Annotated in this window: 22 protein-coding genes; 16 read left to right on the top strand and 6 right to left on the bottom strand. The window is 71.1% G+C overall.

Annotation, left to right across the window (positions count from 1 at the left end):
- Positions 1–26 precede the first annotated feature (26 nt).
- The 3 genes from OG542_RS10120 to OG542_RS10110 are packed head-to-tail and all read left to right on the top strand — an operon-like array spanning position 27 to position 2,505.
- On the top strand, positions 27–614 hold the full coding sequence (locus tag OG542_RS10120; RefSeq protein ID WP_184589709.1) for a DUF5998 family protein: 588 nt from the start codon (positions 27–29) through the stop codon (positions 612–614).
- Positions 614–1,810, top strand: a complete 1,197-nt coding sequence (locus tag OG542_RS10115; RefSeq protein ID WP_328410094.1) for an alkaline phosphatase family protein — start codon at positions 614–616, stop codon at positions 1,808–1,810. Before OG542_RS10120 ends, OG542_RS10115 begins: the two co-directional genes overlap by 1 nt.
- A 44-nt stretch (positions 1,811–1,854) precedes the next feature.
- Positions 1,855–2,505: a thymidine kinase gene (locus OG542_RS10110; protein ID WP_328410092.1), complete on the top strand. Its 651-nt coding sequence runs from the start codon at positions 1,855–1,857 to the stop codon at positions 2,503–2,505.
- A 47-nt stretch (positions 2,506–2,552) separates the two neighbouring features.
- Here OG542_RS10110 and OG542_RS10105 read toward each other — a convergent pair whose 3' ends face one another.
- Complete coding sequence (locus OG542_RS10105) at positions 2,553–3,356, bottom strand: VOC family protein (RefSeq protein WP_328410090.1); 804 nt, start codon at positions 3,354–3,356, stop codon at positions 2,553–2,555.
- Positions 3,357–3,608: 252 nt separating this feature from the next.
- Here OG542_RS10105 and OG542_RS10100 point away from each other — a divergent pair, with 252 nt between their 5' ends.
- Complete coding sequence (locus OG542_RS10100) at positions 3,609–4,460, top strand: sulfurtransferase (protein ID WP_311128098.1); 852 nt, start codon at positions 3,609–3,611, stop codon at positions 4,458–4,460.
- A 77-nt stretch (positions 4,461–4,537) separates the two neighbouring features.
- On the opposite strand, the gene sepH is transcribed toward OG542_RS10100, so the two are convergent.
- The 3 genes from sepH to OG542_RS10085 all read right to left on the bottom strand — a co-directional run bounded on the left by sepH (position 4,538) and on the right by OG542_RS10085 (position 8,634).
- Positions 4,538–5,584, bottom strand: coding sequence for a septation protein SepH (sepH, locus tag OG542_RS10095; RefSeq protein WP_311128099.1), 1,047 nt, complete (start codon positions 5,582–5,584; stop codon positions 4,538–4,540).
- 529 nt (positions 5,585–6,113) lie between these two features.
- The gene (locus tag OG542_RS10090; RefSeq protein ID WP_328410087.1) at positions 6,114–7,433 is read right to left on the bottom strand and encodes a D-arabinono-1,4-lactone oxidase; all 1,320 of its coding nucleotides are present in this window, start codon (positions 7,431–7,433) and stop codon (positions 6,114–6,116) included.
- On the bottom strand, positions 7,393–8,634 hold the full coding sequence (locus OG542_RS10085) for an MFS transporter (protein ID WP_311128101.1): 1,242 nt from the start codon (positions 8,632–8,634) through the stop codon (positions 7,393–7,395). The genes OG542_RS10090 and OG542_RS10085 overlap by 41 nt, the downstream gene beginning before the upstream one ends.
- A gap of 170 nt (positions 8,635–8,804) precedes the next feature.
- Here OG542_RS10085 and OG542_RS10080 point away from each other — a divergent pair, with 170 nt between their 5' ends.
- Both OG542_RS10080 and OG542_RS10075 read left to right on the top strand, forming a co-directional pair.
- Positions 8,805–9,932, top strand: a complete 1,128-nt coding sequence (locus OG542_RS10080) for a ferrochelatase (RefSeq protein WP_328410085.1) — start codon at positions 8,805–8,807, stop codon at positions 9,930–9,932.
- An 8-nt stretch (positions 9,933–9,940) separates the two neighbouring features.
- Complete coding sequence (locus tag OG542_RS10075) at positions 9,941–10,756, top strand: inositol monophosphatase family protein (RefSeq protein ID WP_328410083.1); 816 nt, start codon at positions 9,941–9,943, stop codon at positions 10,754–10,756.
- A gap of 120 nt (positions 10,757–10,876) precedes the next feature.
- Here OG542_RS10075 and OG542_RS10070 read toward each other — a convergent pair whose 3' ends face one another.
- Positions 10,877–11,050, bottom strand: a complete 174-nt coding sequence (locus OG542_RS10070; protein ID WP_167537460.1) for a hypothetical protein — start codon at positions 11,048–11,050, stop codon at positions 10,877–10,879.
- 426 nt (positions 11,051–11,476) lie between these two features.
- Here OG542_RS10070 and OG542_RS10065 point away from each other — a divergent pair, with 426 nt between their 5' ends.
- The 4 genes from OG542_RS10065 to OG542_RS10050 all read left to right on the top strand — a co-directional run bounded on the left by OG542_RS10065 (position 11,477) and on the right by OG542_RS10050 (position 15,069).
- Positions 11,477–12,130, top strand: a complete 654-nt coding sequence (locus OG542_RS10065) for a response regulator transcription factor (RefSeq protein WP_016432179.1) — start codon at positions 11,477–11,479, stop codon at positions 12,128–12,130.
- 6 nt (positions 12,131–12,136) lie between these two features.
- Positions 12,137–13,369, top strand: a complete 1,233-nt coding sequence (locus OG542_RS10060; protein WP_328410081.1) for a sensor histidine kinase — start codon at positions 12,137–12,139, stop codon at positions 13,367–13,369.
- Between the two features lie 406 nt (positions 13,370–13,775).
- Positions 13,776–14,072, top strand: a complete 297-nt coding sequence (locus OG542_RS10055; protein WP_003993510.1) for a DUF4193 domain-containing protein — start codon at positions 13,776–13,778, stop codon at positions 14,070–14,072.
- A gap of 13 nt (positions 14,073–14,085) precedes the next feature.
- On the top strand, positions 14,086–15,069 hold the full coding sequence (locus OG542_RS10050; protein ID WP_328410079.1) for a hypothetical protein: 984 nt from the start codon (positions 14,086–14,088) through the stop codon (positions 15,067–15,069).
- Between the two features lie 42 nt (positions 15,070–15,111).
- Here the strand turns inward: OG542_RS10050 and OG542_RS10045 are convergent, their stop codons facing one another.
- Positions 15,112–15,570, bottom strand: a complete 459-nt coding sequence (locus OG542_RS10045; RefSeq protein WP_193476437.1) for a DUF3093 domain-containing protein — start codon at positions 15,568–15,570, stop codon at positions 15,112–15,114.
- Positions 15,571–15,628: 58 nt separating this feature from the next.
- Between OG542_RS10045 and OG542_RS10040 the strand changes: the two genes are divergently transcribed.
- The 6 genes from OG542_RS10040 (at position 15,629) to OG542_RS10015 (ending at position 22,283) form a co-directional block, all read left to right on the top strand.
- Positions 15,629–16,213, top strand: a complete 585-nt coding sequence (locus OG542_RS10040; RefSeq protein ID WP_328410077.1) for a PaaI family thioesterase — start codon at positions 15,629–15,631, stop codon at positions 16,211–16,213.
- Positions 16,214–16,281: 68 nt separating this feature from the next.
- A complete protein-coding gene (dut, locus tag OG542_RS10035) occupies positions 16,282–16,851 on the top strand; it encodes a dUTP diphosphatase (RefSeq protein ID WP_193477476.1) in 570 nt (189 codons plus the stop codon).
- A gap of 1 nt (position 16,852) precedes the next feature.
- Positions 16,853–17,602 carry a DUF3710 domain-containing protein gene (locus tag OG542_RS10030; protein WP_261683169.1) on the top strand — a complete coding sequence of 250 codons (750 nt, stop codon included), beginning with the start codon at positions 16,853–16,855 and terminating at the stop codon, positions 17,600–17,602.
- Between the two features lie 159 nt (positions 17,603–17,761).
- The gene (locus tag OG542_RS10025; protein ID WP_328410075.1) at positions 17,762–18,928 is read left to right on the top strand and encodes an alginate lyase family protein; all 1,167 of its coding nucleotides are present in this window, start codon (positions 17,762–17,764) and stop codon (positions 18,926–18,928) included.
- 131 nt (positions 18,929–19,059) lie between these two features.
- Positions 19,060–21,603 (top strand): sensor histidine kinase, encoded by a 2,544-nt coding sequence (locus OG542_RS10020; RefSeq protein ID WP_328410073.1) that lies wholly within the window; start codon positions 19,060–19,062, stop codon positions 21,601–21,603.
- On the top strand, positions 21,600–22,283 hold the full coding sequence (locus OG542_RS10015) for a response regulator (RefSeq protein ID WP_328410071.1): 684 nt from the start codon (positions 21,600–21,602) through the stop codon (positions 22,281–22,283). The genes OG542_RS10020 and OG542_RS10015 overlap by 4 nt, the downstream gene beginning before the upstream one ends.
- Positions 22,284–22,402 lie beyond the last annotated feature (119 nt).

Genomic DNA, 22,402 nt, shown 5'->3' with positions numbered 1-22,402 from the left:
CAGTGGGCCCCCGTAGGATGGGCGTCATGGCCAAGACCAGTACGACGACCCAGGGGCTGCGGGCGGCGATCGAGCGCAGCGGCTACTACCCGGCTCTCGTGGCCGAGGCGGTGGAGGCCGCCGTGGGCGGCGAGCCCATGCGGTCGTACCTGGTCCACCAGGAAACGACGTTCGACCAGAACGAGGTGCGGCGGCACGTGACGGTGCTCGTCCTCACCGACAACCGCTTCATCGTCAGCCACACCGACGAACAGGCCGCCGACAGCACCTCCCCGACGCCGTACGCCACGACGTCGACGGAGTCCGTGAAGATCGGCCGCATCTCGTCGATCGTGGTCAGCCGTGTCGTAGCCAACCCGGAGTCGTACAAGCCGGGCACCCTGCCCCGCGAGGTCGTCCTCACCATCGGCTGGGGCGCCGTCTCCCGAATCGACCTGGAGCCGGCCGCCTGCGGCGACCCCAACTGCGAGGCGGACCACGGCTACACCGGCAACTCGACGGCGGACGACCTCAGCCTGCGCGTCAGCGAGGCCGGGGACGGACCGGAGACCGTGCGCCAGGCACTCGCCTTCGCGCAGGCCCTCTCCGAGGCGACCGCGGACACCACCCGCTGATGGCACTGCCCGACACGGCCTGGGACCACCATCCCGAACCGCTCGCCGTCGCCTCCGCACCGGTCCCCGAGTACGGCAGCGGCTCCCTCGCCGACCTGCTGCCCACCCTGGCCGCCGGCCTCGGCGTGCCGGGGATGAGCGCCGCGATCTCCGAGCTGACCCCCGCCGACCGGAACTGCGTCTTCCTGATCGACGGCCTCGGCTGGGAGCAGCTGAGGTCGCACCCCGAGGACGCCCCGTTCATGACGTCCCTGCTCGCCACCTCGCGCGGCGGCACCGGGCGCCCGCTCACCGCCGGCTACCCGGCGACGACCGCGACCTCCCTCGCCTCCGTCGGCACCGGCCTGCCGCCCGGCGCGCACGGCCTGCCCGGCTACACCGTGCGCAATCCGGACACCGGCGAGCTGATGAACCAGCTGCGCTGGCAGCCGTGGGCCCCGCCCGGCCCCTGGCAGCCGTACCCGACGGTGTTCCAGCTGGCGCACGAGGCGGGCGTGCACGCCGCGCAGGTGTCGTCCCCGACCTTCGAGAACACCCCGCTGACCAAGGTCGCGCTCAGCGGCGGAAGGTTCCTCGGGCGGCTGACCGGCGAGGACCGCATGGACCTGGCGGCCGAGCAACTGGCCGCGGGCGACCGCTCCCTGGTCTACACGTACTTCGCCGAGGTCGACGGCGCAGGCCACCGCTTCGGCGTCGACTCCGACACCTGGCGCGGCCAGCTCATGTACACCGACCGCCTGGTCCAGCGTCTCGCCGAGCAACTGCCGCCCCGCAGCGCCCTCTACATCACCGCCGACCACGGCATGATCGACGTGCCCTTCGACGAGGAGCACCGCATCGACTTCGACGAGGACTGGGAGCTGAGCGCCGGAGTCGCCCTGCTCGGCGGCGAGGGCCGCGCCCGGCATGTCTACGCGGTACCCGGTGCCGCGAACGACGTCCTGACCTGCTGGCGCGAGGTGCTCGGCGAGCAGTTCTGGGTCGCCTCACGCGACGAGGCCATCGCGGCGGGCTGGTTCGGCCCGAAGGTCGACGAGCGGGTGTACGGCCGGATCGGCGACGTGGTCGCCGCCGCCCGGGACGATGTCCTGATCATCGCCTCCGAGCGGGAGCCGAACGAGTCGGCGATGGTCGGCAACCACGGTTCGATGACCCCTGCCGAGCAGCTGGTCCCCCTGCTCGAAGTACGCTCCTGACGTCCCGCCCCATCCCCGCTTCACCGAAAGGTGCTCACTTTCCCATGCCCGAGCTGGTGTTCTTCTCCGGAACGATGGACTGCGGGAAGTCGACGCTGGCTCTCCAGATCGAGCACAACCGCTCGGCGCGAGGCCTCCAGGGCATGATCTTCTCGCGCGACGACCGCGCCGGCGAGGGCAAGTTGTCCTCGCGCCTGGGCCTCGTCACGGACGCGGTGGAGGTCGGGGACGGGCAGGACCTCTACGCCTATCTCGTCGACCACCTCTCGCAGGGCGGCCGGGCGGACTACGTGATCGCCGACGAGGCGCAGTTCCTCGCGCCGGAGCAGATCGACCAACTCGCGCGCGTGGTCGACGACCTGGGCCTCGACGTCTATGCCTTCGGCATCACGACGGACTTCCGCTCCAAGCTGTTTCCCGGCTCCCAGCGGCTGGTCGAACTGGCCGACCGGGTCGAGGTGCTCCAGGTCGAGGCCCTGTGCTGGTGCGGCGCCCGCGCCACGCACAACGCCCGCACCATAGGCGGCGCCATGGTCGTCGAGGGTGCCCAGGTGGTCGTGGGCGACGTCACCCACTCCGCCGACGAGGTCGGATACGAGGTCCTGTGCCGACGCCACCACCGCCGCCGGATGACCGCGGCGACGGCCCGCGCGGCGGCTCTGTCACCGGACGTACTGCCGATGTCGTCCGCCTGACCGCCTGACCGCCTGACCGCCTGACCGCCTGACCGCTCGGCAGCACGTCAGCGCTTCCGTTGCAGTAGCGCGAACCGCGCTCCCTCCGGATCCGCCACCGTCGCCACCCGGCCGTGGGCGGTGTCGTGGGCCGGCTTGAGGACATGCCCGCCCAGATGCACCAGGTGATCCAGCGCGTCGTCGACATCGGCGACTTCGAAGTACGTCACCCAGTGCGGGCCTTGATCGCGGGGCAGGGCCTGCCCCAGGCCGTGGATGCCGGCGACGGGCCTGCCGCCGCGGAGCAGGGTCACGTAGTCGAAGTCGGCGGAGACCACCGGCTCCTCCTCGTAGCCGAACACCGTCTGGTAGAACTTGGCGACGCTCGCTGACTCGAAGGTCAGCAGCTCGTTCCAGGCGGGCGTCCCGGGGACGCCCGAGACGGCCGTGCCGAGGTGCTCGGCGGCCTGCCAGATGCCGAAGACCGCGCCCGAGGGGTCGGAGCAGATGGCGAGGCGGCCGGCGTCGGAGGCGTCGAGCGGGCCGACGCCGATCGTGCCGCCGCGGCTGCGCACCGTCTCGGCCGTCAAGTCCGCGTTCCGGGAGGCGAAGTAGGGGGTCCAGGCGATGGGCAGCTGACGGTCGGGCGGCAGCTGGCCGAGGCCCGCGACCTCGCGCCCGTCGAGCAGCGCACGCACATACGGGCCGAGTTGCTGAGGGCCGGGCCGGAACTCCCAGCCGAACAGCGCCCCGTAGAACTCCTCGGTCGAGGCCAGTCCGTGCACCATCAGGCTCACCCAGCAGGGCGTGCCGGGCGCGTGCCGTGCGGGCGTTTCGCCGTTCGGGCCGGCGGACTCCCGTGCGTCGGTCATTGTCACTCTCTTCTCGGCCTCGCGGTGGCCGTGCTCTCCGCAGCCCTTGTGGGGCCCGCCCTGTGGGGCGACCCGTGTCCGGGAGAATGCCCGATGTGCTGGGCGCTGTCCCTGGCGGCGCGCTTATCGGCACGTGTCGTTCAGCTGTACAGCATGTGCTCGTTCCCGTACGCCACGTGATCGTCCTGGTCCGGCCGAGCAGAGTAGCCGGACACGGACGGCTCGGCCACCCCCGTGCGCGAGGATGGGGCCATGAACGCCATCATCTCCGCATCCGACCTCGCGAACGATCTGGCGGGTGCCAACCCTCCGGTCCTGCTCGATGTCCGCTGGCAGCTCACCGCGGCCAAGGCGGCCGGTGAGCCGCCGTACGACGGCCGGGCCGACTACGAGACGGGGCACCTGCCCGGGGCCGTCTACGTCGACCTGGACCGGGAGTTGGCCTCCGCGCCGGGTGAGGGCGGCCGGCATCCACTGCCCGACCTCGCGCACTTCGGTGCCGCGATGCGCAGGGCGGGTGTGTCGTCCGGAACGCCGGTGGTCGTCTATGACGGCGGCCAGGGCTGGGCGGCCGCCCGGGCGTGGTGGATGCTGCGCTGGACGGGTCACCCGGACGTGCGGGTCCTGGACGGCGGGTTGCCGGCCTGGGAAGGGCCGCTGGAGAAGTCCGTGCCCGCACCGGCGGAGGGCGACTTCGTGCCCGAGCCCGGGGCGGCGGGTCTGCTCGACGCCGACGCCGCCGCGGAGTTGGCGCGGTCCGGGGTGCTCCTGGACGCGCGGGCGGGGGAGCGGTACCGGGGCGAGGTGGAGCCGATCGATCCGGTAGCCGGGCACATTCCGGGCGCGGTGTCGGCGCCCACCACCGAGAACGTGAGGGCGGACGGACGCTACCTCCCCGCGCAGGAGCTGCGGGAGCGCTTCAAGGGGCTCGGGGTGTCCGAAGGTTCGCGGGTCGGCGTGTACTGCGGATCGGGGGTGTCAGCGGCCCATGAGGTCCTGGCGCTGGCGGTCGCGGGCCTTCCGGCGGAGCTGTACGTGGGGTCGTGGTCGGAGTGGTCCTCGGACCCGGACCGGCCGGTCGCGGTGGGGCCGGATCCTCAGTAGCCCGGCGTACACAGAGGGCCGCGTCCTAAAGGCGCGGCCCTCATGTCCGTACGGTCGATCAACGCCGTGTGTCCCGGCTACTCCTGCTTCTTGCGCCGCGTCCCGAACACGATCTCGTCCCAGCTCGGGACGGCGGCTCTGCGACCCGGACGGACGCCGTCGGCCTCGGCTTGGCGGTCGGTGGAACCGATGAGCCGGTCGCGGTGGCTGCCGACGGAGCGCGGCATGAGGACGTCCGCGTAGGCGGAACCGGCCGAGGCGGCAGGGGCCGGGGGCTCCTCCTCCTCGGGTTCGACGACGAGGGGCTCCTCCTCCTCGGGCTCCGGCGCCGGGCGCTCCGGCACCACCAGGTCGCCACGGAAGCTCGGTACCGCCTCCAGCAGGCTGGTCAGCGAGTCCCGTTCGCCCGTGGCCGTGCTCTCCTCGAGCGGTTCGGACGCCTGGGCGGGCAGGCTGGGCCGCTCGCGATCGGCGGGCCGGTCCAGCGGCCGGTCGCGCGGCAGCCGGGCGATCCGCGGGACGAACGGGAAGCTGGGCTCGGGCGCGGCCAGGTCGTCGGACTCGCCGATGAGCATGCGCGCCTCGTCGTCGACGGCCTGGACGAGCCGCCGGGGCGGGTCGTAGGTCCAGCTCGCCGAGTGCGGCTCGCTGGCGACGCGGTAGACCAGCAGGACCTCCCACGTGCCGTCGTCGCGACGCCACGAGTCCCACTGGACGGTGTCCTTGTCGACGCCGCGCACCATCAGCCGCTCCTGCACGGCCTCGCCCAGCGGTGGACCTGAGTTCTCGCCGGGGCGGCGGACCGGGGTCTTGCGGGCCCGCTCGGCCATGAACGCACGCTCGGCGAGCACCGGACCCTCGAAGCGGCGCACCCGGTCGACGGGGATGCCTGCCATTTGCGCGACCTCTTCCGCGGTCGCGCCGGCTCGTATACGCGCCTGGATGTCGCGGGGGCGGAGGTGGCTCTCCACCTCGATCTCGATCTGGCCGAGGCGGGGACGGTCGCCGCGCACGGCGGCGCGGAGCCGTTCGTCGATCGGAAGCGTGTACTCCGTGCTGTCCGCAGCCTTCAGCACCAGCCGTGTGCCGTCATTCGAGACGGCCACGACACGCAGTTCGGGCATGGGGACCTCCCGGGTGGTGCCTGCCGACGTCACGTGCGTCGCTGCTTCCGCTAGTCGAGTGTGGCCTGCCCGGGTGCAGCCTGCCACAACCTTGCCGAGTTGCCCGGCGTGTCGGGCACAGGCCCTGGATCGCCGTTATGGCACGGTTACCTATTCGCAACGCTAAGTGACGAACTCTGTCACCCTGTGCAACTAGCCCCCTCCCGGCGGTCCTTAAAGGCCCCGTACACCCTGGTGGGAGACCGGACCCAGGGCTCGCCACAGTACTCCATTTGGGCCACGTGCGTGGATTGGCGCGCCGTCCAACTTCTGGCAAGAGTGAGGACTCGGTCGCCCCATGCCCGCAATTCGTGATCTTGAACGTGGGGAAGTTCACGTAATCGCCAGAAACGGAACTATTGGTTTCGGTCAGGGGGCAGGCCAGCGGCCGGGCCTGCGGAACAAGCACCTTTGGTGCCCGGCGAGTTCCTTGGGGAACCGTCTACCCGCCCGGGGTTCGGGGGACTCCGAGCGACCCTCAGCGCGTGGCCTACGCCCCCAGAGCCCGCCGCAAGTAGTCGTTCTGGAACCGCCGATCAGGGTCGAGACGGTCCCGCAGCGCCGTGAACTCGCCGAAGCGTGGATACACCCGGGAGAAGTACTCGGCGTCCCTGGTGTGGACCTTGCCCCAGTGCGGACGGCCCTCGTGAGCGGTGAAGATGCGTTCGGCCGCGGTGAAGTACCGCTGGTAGGGCGTGCCCTGGAACATGTGGACGGCGATGTACGCGGTGTCGCGGCCGGAGGCGGTGGACAGTGTGATGTCGTCGGCGGGGGCGGTGCGCACCTCGACGGGGAAGCTGACCCTCAGGCCGGAGCGGTCGACCATGGCCTTCAGCTCGCGCAGTGCGTCGCCGACGGCCGCGCGCGGAACGGCGTACTCCATCTCCACGAAGCGCACCCGGCGCGGTGACGTGAAGACCTTGTAAGGGATGTCGGTGTAGCTCCGCGCCGACAGGGCCTTGCTGGAGATCTGCGCGATCGCGGGGATCGTGGCGGGCACCGCGCGGCCCACCCAGTTGGCCACCTGGAAGACGCCGTTGGAGAGGAACTCGTCCTCGAACCAGCTCTTGAGCTGCGGCACGGGCTTCTCCGGGCCCGCGCTGCGGTTGTTGCGCTTGGTGTTGGTGCTGCCGGTGTGCGGGAACCAGTAGAACTCGAAGTGCTCGTTCTCCGCCCAGAGTTCCTCGAAGTCGGCGAGGACCTTGTCGAACGGCATCGGTTCCTCGCGGGCCGTGAGCAGGAAGACGGGCTCGACGGCGAACGTGATCGCGGTGACGATGCCCAGCGCGCCGAGGCCGAGGCGGGCGGCGGCGAAGACCTCCGGGTTCTCCTTCTCGGAGCACACGAGCACCGAGCCGTCAGCAGTGACCAGTTCCAGACCCCGGATCTGGGCGGCGATCGAGCCGGAGTCGCGGCCCGTGCCGTGCGTGCCGGTACTGGTGGCCCCGGAGACCGTCTGCTCCATGATGTCGCCCATGTTCGTCAGCGACAGGCCCTCACGTGCCAGGGCCATGTTGAGCCTCTTGAGCGGGGTGCCTGCCTCCACCGTGACCGTCATGGCGTCGCGATCAATGCCGCGTATGCCGGTCAACAGTTGAGGGCGGATCAACACACCGTCTGTCGCGGCTATGGACGTGAAGGAGTGCCCGGTGCCGACGGCCTTCACCTTCAGGCCGTCCTCGGCGGCCCGCCGCACGGCGGCCGCCAGCTCGTCGACGGAGGCCGGGGTGACCTCCCGCGCGGGACGCGCGGAGACATTGCCGCCCCAGTTACGCCACGTGCCGTTCTTTCCGTTCGCTGTGCTGCTCAACGGAGCCTCCCCGACCCGTAGCCGGCCGCTTGAGCCGACGGAATCCCAGGAAACCCACCGCGACCGCGACGGCCCCGGCCACCGCCGGAACCCCGTACCCGGCACGCGCCCCGGCCGCGTCGATCACCCAGCCGGCCGCGGAGGAGCCGAGTGCGACCCCCACCGCGAGCCCGGTGCTCACCCAGGTCATGCCCTCGGTGAGCTGCGCACGTGGTACGTGCTCTTCGATGAGGGACATCGTCGTGATCATCGTCGGAGCGATGGACAGTCCCGCAACGAACAGCGCCACGGCCAGAAACGGCAAGTTTCCGACCAGTAGGAGGGGGATCATACTCACGGCCATGGCGCACACGCCCAGCAACCACCGACGTTCCGGCGCCCCGGCGAAGTGCAGGAGCCCGAAGATCATGCCCGCCACGCAGGAACCCGCCGCGTACAGCGCGAGGACGATGCTCGCGGCGGCCTTGTGCCCCTCCTCGTCGGCGAAGGCCACGGTGACCACGTCGACCGCCCCGAAGATCGCCCCGGTCGCCACGAAGGTGGCCACCAGGACCTGAAGACCCCGCGCGCGGATCGCCGTACCGCCGCCGCCGTGTCGCTCGCGCGGGTGCGGCTCGGGCTCGGTGGCGCGCTGCGCGGTCAGCCAGAAGACGCCGGCCGCCAGGAAGCAGGCGGCGAGCAGCGGACCGGCCTCGGGGAACCAGGCCGTGGACAGGCCGATGGAGATGATCGGCCCGATGACGAAGCACACCTCGTCCACCACGGACTCGAAGGAGTACGCGGTGTGCAGCTGCGGCGTGCCCCGGTACAGGGCCGCCCAGCGGGCCCGGATCATCGCGCCGACGCTCGGTACGCACCCGATGCCGGCGCACGCCGCGAACAGCACCCAGTCCGGCCACCGGTAGTGCGCGGCGAACAGCAGCACGGCCGCTGCGGTCAGCGAGATCAGGGTGGCCGGGCGCAGCACCCGCCGCTGTCCGTACTGGTCGACCAGCCGCGAGACCTGCGGACCGGCCACCGCGGCGGACAGCGCGATGGTGGCCGACAGAGCACCGGCCAGGCCGTACCTCCCGGTGAGCTGGGAGATCATCGTGACCACGCCGATGCCCATCATCGACACGGGGATGCGACCGAGGAAGCCCGCGGTGGAGAAACCCTTGGAGCCGGGGGCTGCGAACAGAGCGCGGTAGGGGCTGGGCAGCGGGGTCTCCGTAGGGCTCAGTAAGTTGCTAACGCAGTCGACACAGCTTACGGCCCGGAACGCCCCGCGGTACCCGTTCGGCCCAGCCACGGATCCGCCCCGACCCGGCTGCCGCGCGGGTGTCACCCCGCCGTTTCCCGGGTGTCAGTGCAGGGTGGCAGGATCGACCCATGCCAGACGCGCGCGATGTCACCCCCTACGACGCCCTGCTGCTGCTCTCCTTCGGCGGCCCGGAAGGCCCGGACGACGTGGTCCCGTTCCTGGAGAACGTGACGCGCGGGCGTGGCATCCCCAAGGAACGCCTCAAGGAAGTCGGGCAGCACTACTTCCTGTTCGGCGGGGTCAGCCCCATCAACGACCAGAACCGCGCCCTGCTGGACGCCCTGCGCAAGGACTTCGCCGACCACGGCCTCGACCTGCCGGTCTACTGGGGCAACCGCAACTGGGCGCCGTACCTGACGGACACGCTGCGCGAGATGGTCCGCGACGGCCGCCGCCGCATTCTGGTCCTCGCCACCAGCGCCTACGCCTCCTACTCGGGCTGCCGCCAGTACCGCGAGAACCTCGCCGACGCGCTCGCGGCCGTGCAGAGCGAGGGCCTGGAGCCGCCCGAGGTCGACAAGTTGCGGCATTACTTCAACCACCCGGGCTTCCTCGAGCCCATGATCGACGGTGTGCTCCGGTCCCTCGCCGAGCTCGACGAGGACGTCCGGGACGGCGCGCACCTCGCCTTCTCGACCCACTCGATCCCGACGGCCTCCGCCGACACCTCCGGGCCTGTCGAGGACCACGGCGACGGCGGCGCCTACGTCAGGCAGCACCTGGACGTGGCGAAGCTGATCGCGGACGCCGTCCGCGAGCGCACCGGCGTCGACCACCCCTGGCAGCTCGTCTACCAGTCCCGCTCCGGCGCCCCGCACATCCCGTGGCTGGAGCCCGACATCTGCGACCACCTGGAGGAGCGGCACGCGGCCGGTGTCCCGGCCGTCGTGATCGCGCCCATCGGGTTCGTCTCCGACCACATGGAGGTCCTGTACGACCTCGACACGGAGGCCAAGGCGAAGGCCGAGGAGCTGGGGCTGCCCATGCGCCGCTCGGCCACCGTCGGCGCCGACCCGAGGTTCGCCGCCGCGATCCGCGAACTCGTCGCGGAGCGCGCGGCCGCCGAGCGCGGGCAGGAGGTCACCCCCTGTGCCCTCGGAGCCCTCGGGGCGAGCCACGACCTCTGCCCGGTCGGCTGCTGCCCGGCCCGCGCCCCCCGGCCCGCCGCGGCGGGCGCCGACAGCACCTACGCGTGAGGAGCCCCGTGACCGACCCCCTGCACACGGACCTGCTCGAACTCGCCCAGGAGGCCGCCTCCCGCGCGGGCGCGCTGCTGCGGGACGGGCGCCCGGCCGACCTGGCGGTCGCCGCGACCAAGTCCAGCCCCATCGACGTCGTCACGGAGATGGACATCGCGGCCGAGAAGCTGATCACCGGCCTGATCGCCGAGCGCCGCCCGGACGACGGCTTCCTCGGCGAGGAGGGCGCTTCCAGCGACGGCACGAGCGGCATCCGCTGGGTGATCGACCCGCTCGACGGCACGGTCAACTACCTGTACGGGCTCCCCACCTGGGCCGTCTCCATCGCCGCCGAGCAGGACGGAGAGACCGTCGTCGGCGTCGTCACGGCCCCGATGCGCGGCGAGACGTTCCACGCCGTGCTCGGCGGCGGTGCCTGGGCCACGGGCGCCTGGGACGGTGAGCGCCGGCTGGCCTGCCGCCCCGCGCCGCCCCTGGACCAGGCGCTGGTCTCGACGGGCTTCAACTACGTCGCCCAGGTCCGCGCCCACCAGGCCGAGGTCGCCCAGCGGCTGATCCCGCTGCTGCGCGACATCCGGCGCGGCGGCTCGGCCGCGGTCGACCTGTGCGACCTGGCCGCGGGACGCCTGGACGGCTACTACGAGCGAGGTCTGCACGCCTGGGACCTGGCGGCGGGTGACCTGATCGCCCGGGAAGCGGGCGTCCTGACCGGTGGACGCCCCGGAGAGCGTCCGTCCGGTGATCTGGCAGTCGCGGGGACCCCCGGTGTGTTCGAACCCCTCCAGCGCCTCCTGGAGGACTTCGGCGCCTGGCACGACTGAGGACGCCCCGGCCCGGCGTACGACGGCCGGCGGCACGCTGAACACCACGTGAACGGGCCCGCACGACGACGAAGCGGGCCCCGGCGCTGGATTCGCCGGGGCCCGCTTCGTACGGCCTGATCAGACGCTCGTCGCGCCGACCTCCACACCGTGCTCGGCGGCGAGGCGGCGCAGGTCGTCGAGCTCGCCCTGCTCCACCTCGACGAGGAAGTCGTCGCCCTCGTCGCGAGCCCGGTCGAGATCGGACTCGGTCGCCCTTATGCGCTGCAGAAGTCCTGCGGTGAATGCGTCCATGCTGCGCCCCCTCGTCCTGGGTCGTGGGTCGATGGCACGGGGGTGTGCCGTTCGGAAGGGACGATCACGTCTCCGGTGGATGCCCAGCGCCGCTCTGCTGGGCGGCGGCGGTGCCGGACACCCACGCCCGCCCTGCGGAAAAGCGGATTGATGCGCACCGCATGGTGGTGCGGTACCAGCAGAGTGTGATCGTGGGATGTAAAGCCGTCCTCCCCAAGCTCCCTTCCGGGGAAACCTAACCGGAGGAGAAAATCTCCTATTCCCCGCACCCACACCCGCGCCCGACCTCTTCCTCACCCGCCTTACCTCCGACTTATGGCCGAAAAGGGCAGGATGGAGGGCAACACACCAACAGACCGTCGAAGGCCCCTGCCCGCATGCGCCCGTGAAGCGCCGTGCGGGTGGACATGAGGAAGGACCAGGAACGTGCGCGTACTCGTCGTCGAGGACGAGCAACTGCTCGCCGATGCGGTGGCCACCGGACTGCGCCGGGAGGCCATGGCCGTCGACGTCGTGTACGACGGTGCGGCCGCCTTGGAGCGTATCGGCGTCAACGACTACGACGTGGTCGTCCTCGACCGCGACCTCCCGCTCGTGCACGGCGACGACGTCTGCCGCAAGATCGTCGAGCTGGGCATGCCCACGCGCGTGCTGATGCTCACGGCCTCCGGTGACGTCAGCGACCGTGTGGAGGGCCTGGAGATCGGTGCCGACGACTATCTGCCCAAGCCCTTCGCGTTCAGCGAGCTCATCGCGCGCGTGCGGGCCCTCGGCCGGCGCACCAGCGTGCCCCTGCCGCCTGTCCTGGAGCGCTCCGGCATCAAGCTCGACCCCAACCGCCGCGAGGTCTTCCGCGACGGCAAGGAGGTCCAGCTCGCGCCCAAGGAGTTCGCCGTCCTGGAGGTGCTGATGCGCAGCGAGGGCGCCGTCGTCTCGGCGGAGCAGCTGCTGGAGAAGGCCTGGGACGAGAACACCGACCCGTTCACGAACGTGGTGCGCGTGACGGTGATGACCCTGCGCCGCAAGCTCGGCGAGCCGCCCGTCATCGTCACCGTCCCCGGCTCCGGCTACCGGATCTGATACCCCGTGGCAGCGACTCCCGCGCCCCCGCAGGCGCCTCCGAAGCCCACCTGGGACCCCAGAAGGCCCGCGCCGCCCTTCCCGTGGCTGCGCCCCACCATCCGCATACGGCTCACGCTGCTGTACGGCGGCATGTTCCTGATCGCCGGCATCCTGTTGCTGTCGATCATCTACCTGCTGGCCGCGGAGGCGCTGAACGTGGGCAGCGAACTGCCGTTCAAGATCGTCGAGGGCAAGGTCACCAGCGACATCTGCAACCTGCCCAGCCAGGCCTCGCCCGCCGAGTTCAACCACGCAATGAACCAGTGCGTGAACGACCAGCGCAAGGCCGCCCTGGACAACCTGCTCAGTCGCTCGCTCCTGGCCCTGCTGGGCCTGGCGGTCATCGCCTTCGCCTTCGGCTACGCCATGGCCGGCCGGGTCCTGTCGCCGCTGGGCCGGATCACCCGCACCGCCCGCGCGGTGGCGGGCTCCGACCTGTCCCGCCGGATCGAGCTGGACGGCCCGGACGACGAGCTGAAGGAGCTGGCGGACACCTTCGACGACATGCTGGAGCGGCTGCAGCGCGCCTTCACCGCCCAGCAGCGCTTCGTCGGCAACGCCTCGCACGAACTGAGGACACCGCTGGCGATCAACCGCACGCTCCTGGAGGTGCATCTGTCCGACCCGGGCGCACCGATGGAACTCCAGCAGCTCGGCAAGACGCTGCTGGCCACCAACGAGCGCAGTGAGCAGCTCGTCGAGGGCCTGCTGCTGCTCGCCCGCAGCGACAACCAGATCGTGGAGCGGGGGCCGGTGGACCTCGCCGAGGTCGCCTCGCAGGCCATCGACCAGGTGCACGGCGAGGCCGAGGACAAGGGCGTGCGGATCCGTGGCGAAAAGAAGCCCGCGGTCGTCCAGGGCAACGGCGTGCTGCTGGAGCGGATCGCGCTCAACCTGGTGCAGAACGCCGTGCGCTACAACGTGGCCGAGGACGGCTGGGTCGAGGTCACCACCGAGATCCAGCACGGCCAGGCGCTCCTGGTCGTCTCGAACACGGGCCCGGTCGTGCCGGCGTACGAGATCGACAATCTCTTCGAGCCGTTCCGGCGGCTGCGCACGGAGCGCACGGGCAGCGACAAGGGCGTCGGACTCGGTCTGTCCATCGTCCGGTCCGTGGCCCGGGCGCACGGCGGCCACATCTACGCCCAGCCACGCGAGGGAGGTGGGCTCGTGATGCGGGTCACGCTGCCCATCTGAGATCATGTCGCCGATCAACTCGGCGGTGCACGGGGATGTTCGCTTTACGCGGAATTTCCGAGGCCTCACCTCGTGCACCCCGTGTGGGATCGATCACAGGGGCGCCTTTCCGGTCATCTACTCTCCGTGATCATGTGTCCTGTCGTAAAGCCGGGAAAATCCCGGTTTTCGGGGGTCTTGATCACGGGAAGTACAGGGTGAGACGCCTTTGAGGTGCGGCATTCGGACCGTGTACGGTCCCCATCGCCATCCAAGCCGATCACTCGTGAGGAGTCCGGTTGGGTGTCGATTGAGTAACAGACCTTGATGTGAGGCAAAATCTCCGCCTCAGGTCGGGCACAAGTCCGGCCTCTCACGCGTTACGTGCGCTGGAGACACCGCAGACACCCAGAGGGGGAGAGCGACCATGGCAACCGATTACGACACTCCACGCAAGACCGATGACGACGTTGACTCGGACAGCCTCGAAGAACTGAAGGCTCGGCGGAACGACAAGTCGGCCTCCGCAGTGGACGTCGACGAGTTCGAGGCCGCCGAAGGCCTTGAGCTGCCCGGAGCCGATCTCTCGAACGAGGAGCTGGCCGTCCGGGTGCTCCCGAAGCAGCAGGACGAGTTCACCTGCATGAGCTGCTTCCTGGTGCACCACCGCAGCCAGCTGGCCCGGGAGAAGAACGGTCAGCCGATCTGCCGCGACTGCGACTGAGGACGGGTCGGCCGTGACTGGCTCGACCCCTCCCTGGAAGCGCCGCTTCTCCAAGCGGAAAGCGGACGAAGGGCCGATGGACGGCCCGCAGTACGGCGTGCGTGACGACGAGCGAGGCCCAACCGGTACGGGGGCGGCCTCGCTCGAACCGGCCGCGGACCGGGCTGACCTCCCGGCGTCCGTGGATGTCCCCGCGCCCGTCGCCCGACGGCGGGCGGGGACGATCCGGGAGAGGGCCAGGGAGAGCGCCCGCAAGGGCGGTGCCCGGGCCCGGGCGGGGCTTGCGTACCTCGCCGACCGGATCATCGATCTGGCACCACGGGTCCCCGTACGGGACCTGGCGACGCTCCGCAGGCAGTTCCCGGGTCTCGGGCCCGAAGAGCTCGCGGACAAACTCGTGGCGGGCGCGGCGAGCGCGACGGCGACGGTCGGAGCGGGCATCGGCGCGGCCGCGATGCTTCCCGTGCCGCCCGCGTTGCCGACGGAACTGGCCGCCGAGGTCACCGGCGTCGCCATGATCGAGCTGAAGCTGATCGCCGAACTCCACGAGGTCTACGGCGTACGGCCGCCCGGCAACCTCAAGCAGCGCAGCACCGCGTATCTCGACTCGTGGTCGGGGGAGCGCGGGATCGACGCGACCAAGCCGTCGACGCTGAGCGTGGCGCTGAACAGCCGCATGAAGCGGGAGCTGCGACAGCGGATCATGAAGCGGATGGTCCGCAGCATGCCGAACCTGATCCCGTTCCTGGTGGGCGCGGCCGTGGGGGCGGCCATGAACCGCAGCGAGACGAGAAAGCTCGCCGCACGGATCCGTGAGGACCTGCGCAGGACCCAGGTGCCCTGGGAGGCCCTCGAGGCGCTTCCCGCCCTGGAACGTCCGGCGGACGCCCTGGAGATGGGCGAGATCACCAACGACCCTCTGGGCCGCCGTGCGGACGCGAAACACGACGTCGAGGGCGACGAATTCAACGGCGACGACAAGCACGACGGGCGCTGAAGCCCCCCGGCCGCCCGCCGGGTGAAGCGCCGCTCGGATGTGCTACGCCGACTTCGTGGTCCTCAGCGCCTCCGCCAGACGCTCCGGCTCGCGCGTGGAGAGGTACAGGTACGGAGTCGGGTCCTCCGGGTCCGTGACCTCCACGCGCAGGGCCGTGGGGATGTAGGCGCGCAGCAGCATGAAGGCGCGCGGGTCGGCCTTGTGGGTGCGCCAGGCACGGGTTTCCTCCGCGTCCAGGATCTCCGCCTCGCCCAGCGCCGCCAGCGGGATCTTCGCCTCGCCCGCGATCAGCGCATCGCCCACCACACGGATGCGGACCGAGCCGTACGAACTGGCGGCGACAGCCGCGACCGCGGTGCCTCCGGCCAAGCCGCCGAGCATGGGCAGCGTGCCGAACGGAAGCAGGATCAGGGCCATCGAGACGCCGACGAGGAACGAGATCAGCCACCAGGTCCGGGGGGCGGTGAGGCGTTCTTCGTACGGGGCGGCGGAGAGCTGCATGGAGCCAAGCTTGACACGGTGTCCGGAACGGGCCGACGCGCGGGTAAGGTCTCCGGCTGTGAGTCGTACTTCCGCAGCTCTTCAGCCTCCGGCCGACGCCGTGCGACCGGTGCGGCACCCGGACGCTCCGGCGCCCGGCGAGCTCCTCGGAGCGCACTACGGCCAGTGTTTCGGCTGTGGCGGTGACCAGCCGCACGGGCTGCACCTGGAGGCGCGGGCCGGCGAGGGCGTGTCGCTCACCGCCGAGTTCACCGTGCAGCCCGCCCACCAGGGCGCCCCGGGCCTCGCGCACGGCGGGGTGCTCGCCTCCGCCCTGGACGAGGCCCTCGGCTCGCTGAACTGGCTGCTGCGCACGATCGCCGTGACCGGGCGGCTGGAGACCGACTTCGTGGGTCCCGTGCCCGTCGGCACCACGCTGCACCTTCAGGCGGAGGTGACGGCGGTGGCCGGGCGGAAGATCTACTCGACCGCGACCGGACGCGTGGGAGGCCCCGACGGGCCCGTCGCCGTGCGCGCCGACGCGCTCTTCGTCGAGGTGAAGGTCGACCACTTCGTCGACCACGGCCGCCAGGAGGAGATCCAGGCGGCCATGAACGACCCGGACCAGATCCGGCGCGCCCGTGCCTTCGAGGTGAACCCGTGAGCCTGGAAAGCCACGTGAGCCCAGCCGGCCCCATGAGCCCCACCGACCCCCCGAGCACGGAAAGCCCCATGACTCCCACGAGCCCCGCGAGCCGTCAGCCCGTGGACGTGCTGATCCGGCGCGTCGATCCGGAGGTACCCCTTCCGTCGTATGCGCAGCCCGGTGACGCGGGAGCCGATCTGCGCACCACCGAGGCGTGTCAACTGGAGCCGGGCGAGCGGGCCGTGCTTCCCACAGGAGTGTCTGTGGCGCTGCCGGAGGGGTACGCGGCCTTCGTGCACCCGCGATCCGGTCTGGCCGCCCGCTGCGGCGTCGCCCTGGTGAATGCCCCGGGGACGGTTGATGCCGGGTACCGTGGGGAGATCAAGGTGATCGTGGTGAATCTCGACCCGCGCGAGGCCGTGCGGTTCGAGCGCTTCGACCGGATTGCCCAACTGGTAGTCCAGCAGGTCGAGAAGGTTCGCTTCCAAGAGGTGGCAAAACTTCCCGACTCGACGCGGGCCGAGGGGGGCTTCGGGTCCACCGGAGGCCATGCGGCGGTGGACGGGACGAGCGGCACAAGCGGTCAGGCCGCCCTGGGCGGTCGGACGGGTGGGAATCGATACGCTTCGGTCGTATCCGACCGGGAAGGACAGTGACGTGTTCGGACGTCGCAAGAATAGGGATGCCGCCGAGGACGCGGCCGGCGAGGCCGAGCAGGTCGTCGACGGTGTCGACAGTGAGGCGGCCGAGGGCGAGCGCCTGAGGCTCGAGCCGGCACCGCGGCCCGACGGGCCCTGGGACAGCTCCGAGGTGCACGATCCGGCCGAGGGCCGGGTCGACCTGGGCGGTCTGTTCGTGCCGGGCGTCGAGGGCATGGAGCTCAGGGTCGAGGTCGCGGGCGACGCGATCGTGGCGGCGACGGTCGTGCTGCGGGACAGCGCCGTCCAGCTGCAGGGCTTCGCCGCGCCCAAGCGTGAGGGCATCTGGGGCGAGGTGCGCGAGGAGATCGGCTCGGGCATCACCCAGCAGGGCGGCATCGTCGACGAGGTCGAGGGGCCGCTGGGCTGGGAGTTGCGGGCCCAGGTGCCGGTGCAGCTGCCGGACGGCACCGGCGGCTTCCAGGTCGTGCGGTTCATCGGCGTGGACGGCCCCCGGTGGTTCCTGCGCGGGGTCATCTCGGGTCAGGGCGCGGTGCAGCCGCAGGCCGCCGGGCTGCTCGAGCAGATCTTCCGGGACACCGTCGTGGTCCGCGGCGAGGGCCCGATGGCGCCTCGCGACCCGATCGTCCTGAAGCTGCCGAACGACGCCCAGATGGTCCCCGAGGGCGTCCAGCAGGAGGAGGGCTCCCGCTTCGCCGGCGGAATGGGCCAGCTCCAGCGCGGACCGGAGATCACCGAGGTCCGCTGAGACTCGTAGAGACAGCAGGGCCGCACCCTCAGTGGGTGCGGCCCTTTCTCATGCGAGACGCCTTGACGAGTCATTGGCCTGTACCTACTGTCTCCGATCCACGCGTCTGTTCATAAAGGCGCTTCACGTTCATATACGAGAACGGAAGGCCCCTCACGCATGCGCAGAACCGCACTGTTAGCGGCCGCGGCGGCCCTGGTCGCCGGTGTCCTCGCCTGGCCCGCCGACGCCGCTCCCGGCAGCTTCGTCCACCCTGGAGTCACCGTCTCCAAGGGGCAGCTGGACTTCACCCGCTCCAAGGTCGACTCCGGTGCCCAGCCCTGGAAGGGCGCCTTCGACCGGATGATCGCGAGCAAGTACGCCGACCTGAACCGCAGGCCCGAGCCCCGGGCTGTCGTCGAGTGCGGTTCCTACTCCGATCCCAATCACGGCTGCACCGACGAACGCGAGGACGCGATCGCCGCCTACACCCAGGCCCTCGCCTGGTACGTCACCCGCGACGAACGGCACGCGCGCAAGGCCATCGAGCTGATGGACGCCTGGTCGGCCGTGATCAGGGACCACACCAACAGCAACGCGCCCTTGCAGACCGGCTGGGCCGGCTCCTCCTGGCCCAAGGCCGCCGAGATCATCAAGTACACGTACACCGGGACCTGGGCGAACTCCGGCCGCTTCGCCACCATGCTCCGCGACGTCTACCTCCCCGAGGTGATCAACGGCTCCCACTCCAACGGGAACTGGGAGCTGTCGATGATGGAGGCCGCCGTCGGCATCTCCGTCTTCCTGGAGGACAAGTCGTCGTACGACAAGGCCATGGCCACGTTCCGTACACGTACGGCCGCCTACGTCTACCTGGCCTCCGACGGTGAGCTGCCCAAGACCGTGCCGAGCCAGAACCTGAACACCCGGCAGAAGATCGTCCGGTACTGGCAGGGGCAGTCGACCTTCGTCGACGGGCTCAGCCAGGAGACCTGCCGGGACTTCACCCACACCGGCTACGGACTCTCCGCCATCTCGCACATCGCCGAGACCAGCCGGATACAGGGCCAGGACCTCTACGGCACCGACGTGGGCGCGCGGCTGCGGCACGGGCTCGGCTTCCACGCCAAGTACCAGCTCGGCGCCGCCGCCCCGGGCCGGCTGTGCGGCGGCTCGCTCGAGCTCGGGCTCGGGCCCGTCCCCGAGGTCGGCCACAACGCCCTGGCCAACCGCCTCGGACACGCCATGACCAACACCGAGACGCTGACCATGCGGGGCCGCCCGGCCGGCACCAACAACCTCTTCGTCGCCTGGGAGACCCTCAGCCACGGCGACAACCCCGCGTGAACACCTGACCGGCCGGGCGCGTCAGAGTTCCGTCAAAGACGGACCCGGAGCCGCGCCCGGCACCCATTTGCCGCAGTTGCTGGTCGTAGGGTCGACGCTGCGCAGTCAGCAGACCGGAAGACAATGAGGCCATGGCACGCGGCAAGCTTCGGATCTACCTCGGTGCGGCACCGGGCGTCGGCAAGACGTACGCGATGCTGTCCGAGGCGCACCGCCGTGTCGAGCGGGGCACCGACTGCGTGGTGGCCTTCGTCGAGCACTACGACCGGCCCCGTACCGAGGTGATGCTGCACGGCCTTGAGCAGGTGCCGCGCAGGACGCTGGAGTACCGCGGGGGCGTCTTCCCCGAGATGGACCTCGACGCCGTCCTGGACCGCCGCCCCCAGATCGCCCTGGTGGACGAACTCGCCCACACGAACGTCCCCGGCTCCCGCAGCGCCAAGCGCTGGCAGGACGTGGAGGAGCTGCTGGCGGAGGGCATCGACGTGATCTCGACCGTCAACATCCAGCACCTGGAGTCCCTCGGCGACGTCGTCGAGTCGATCACCGGGGTCCGGCAACAGGAGACCGTGCCGGACGAGGTGGTACGGCGGGCCGACCAGATCGAGCTTGTCGACATGTCGCCCGAGGCGCTGCGGCGGCGGATGGCGCACGGCAACATCTACCAGCCGGACAAGGTCGACGCGGCCCTGTCGAACTACTTCCGGCCCGGCAATCTGACCGCCCTGCGCGAGCTGGCGCTGCTGTGGGTGGCCGACCGGGTCGACGCCTACCTCACCCAGTACCGCAGCGAGCACCGGGTGTCGAGGATCTGGGGCTCGCGCGAGCGGATCGTCGTCGGCCTGACCGGAGGTCCGGAGGGACGGACGCTGATCCGCCGGGCGGCACGTCTGGCCGAGAAGGGCGCCGGCGGCGAGGTACTGGCCGTCTACATAGCCGGCAGTGACGGGCTGACCTCGGCCTCGCCGAAGGAACTGGCGATGCAGCGGACCCTGGCCGAAGATCTCGGAGGCACCTTCCACCATGTCGTGGGCGACGACATACCGGCCGCGCTGCTCGCCTTCGCCCGGGGCGTGAACGCCACCCAGATCGTGCTGGGCTCCTCGCGCCGCAAGACCTGGCAGTACGTCTTCGGGCCCGGCGTCGGCGCCACGGTCGCCCGGGAGTCCGGGCCCGACCTCGACGTGCACATCGTCACCCACGACGAGGTCGCCAAGGGCCGTGGCCTTCCGGTGGCACGGGAGGCGCGCCTCGGGCGCTCCCGGCGGGTGTGGGGCTGGATCGTCGGCGTCGCCGGCCCGCCGGTCCTGGCGGTGCTGCTCAGCACCGTCGACCTCGGCCTCGCCAACGACATGCTGCTGTTCCTGGCGCTGACGGTGGCGGCGGCCCTGCTCGGCGGGCTGCTCCCCGCGCTGGCCTCGGCGGCGGTGGGGTCCCTGCTGCTGAACTACTTCTACACACCGCCACTGCACCGGTGGGCCATCGCCGACCCGAAGAACATCGTCGCCATCGTGATCTTCGTGGCCGTCGGTGTGGCGGTGGCCTCCGTGGTCGACCTCGCGGCCCGCCGCACCCACCAGGCGGCGAGGCTGCGGGCCGAGTCCGAGATCCTGTCCTTCCTCGCGGGCAACGTGCTGCGCGGCGAGACCGGCCTGGAGGAGCTGCTCGAACGGGTCCGGGAGACCTTCGGCATGGAGTCGGCGGCCCTGCTGGAGAGGGCGAGCGACGTCGAGCCGTGGACCTGCGCGGGCCGTGTCGGGCAGGGGCACCCCGTGGAGCGGCCCGAGCAGGCGGACGTGGACATGCCCGTCGGGGACCACATGGCGCTCGCGCTGACCGGCCGTGTCCTGCCCGCCGAGGACCGCCGGGTGCTGGCCGCCTTCGCCGCCCAGGCCGCCGTCGTACTGGACCGCCGCCGGCTCCAGGAGGAGGCCGACCGAGCCCGCGCCCTCGCCGAGGGCAACCGCATCCGTACGGCGCTGCTGGCCGCCGTCAGCCATGATCTGCGCACCCCGCTCGCCGGGATCAAGGCGTCCGTGTCCTCCCTGCGCTCCGAGGACGTCGAGTGGTCCGAGGAGGACCGGGCGGAACTGCTGGAGGGCATCGAGGAGAGCGCCGACCGTCTCGACCACCTGGTCGGCAACCTGCTCGACATGTCCCGGCTCCAGACCGGCACGGTCACCCCGCTGATCCGGGAGATCGACCTCGACGAGGTGGTGCCGATGGCGCTCGGCGGGGTGCCCGAGGGCAGCGCCGGCCTGGACGTGCCGGAGAGCCTGCCGATGGTCGCCGTGGACCCGGGGCTGCTGGAGCGGGCGATGGCCAACCTGGTCGAGAACGCCGTCAAGTACAGTCCGGCGGGGTCGCCCGTGCTGGTCGCCGCCAGCGCGCTCGCCGACCGGGTGGAGGTGCGGGTGGTCGACCGGGGGCCGGGAGTCCCCGACGAGGCCAAGGACCGCATATTCGAACCCTTCCAGCGCTACGGCGACGCCCCGCGCGGCGCCGGCGTGGGTCTGGGGCTCGCGGTGGCGCGCGGCTTCGCCGAGGCCATGAGCGGCACCCTGAACGCCGAGGACACGCCCGGCGGCGGGCTCACCATGGTCCTCACCCTCCGCGCGGCGGGAACACGCCCGGAGCCGCTCCACACGGCGGAACCCGAAAGGCAGGCCTCATGACCCGCGTGCTGGTGGTCGACGACGAGCCCCAGATCGTGCGCGCTCTCGTGATCAATCTCAAGGCACGCAAGTACGAGGTCGACGCCGCCCACGACGGCGCCACCGCCCTCCGGCTCGCCGCCGCCCGCCACCCCGACGTGGTCGTCCTCGACCTCGGGCTGCCCGACATGGACGGCGTCGAGGTGATCAGGGGTCTGCGCGGCTGGACGCGGGTGCCGATCCTGGTGCTGTCCGCCCGGCACTCCTCCGACGAGAAGGTCGAGGCGCTGGACGCGGGTGCCGACGACTACGTCACCAAGCCGTTCGGCATGGACGAGCTGCTGGCCCGGCTGCGGGCCGCCGTACGCCGGGCCGAGCCGGCCGGAGGAGGTGAGGACGACATGATCGTGGAGACCGACGAGTTCACCGTCGACCTGGCCGCTAAGAAGGTCAACCGTGCTGGGAAGGACGTACGCCTGACGCCGACGGAGTGGCATCTGCTCGAGGTCCTGGTGCGCCACCGCGGCCGCCTGGTCGGGCAGAAGCAGCTGCTCCAGGAGGTGTGGGGGCCGTCGTACGGCACGGAGACGAACTATCTGCGCGTGTACATGGCACAGCTGCGGCGGAAGCTGGAGGCGGACCCCTCGCGTCCGAAGCACTTCATCACGGAGCCGGGGATGGGCTACCGCTTCGAGAAGTGAGCGGTGCGGCGCCCGGCCGGGCGTCGGCCCCCGGGGGATGCGGTATCACGGAGCCGGGGATGGGCTACCGCTTCGAGAAGCGGGGCCTGTGCCCCAGGGCTGCGTAGCTGTCAGCGGGC

The organism is Streptomyces violaceus, from assembly GCF_036014075.1.
Lineage (GTDB): Bacteria > Actinomycetota > Actinomycetes > Streptomycetales > Streptomycetaceae > Streptomyces > Streptomyces violaceus.
The sequence above is the reverse complement of the archived record's forward strand: the minus strand, read 5'-3'. Positions and strand labels throughout refer to the sequence as shown.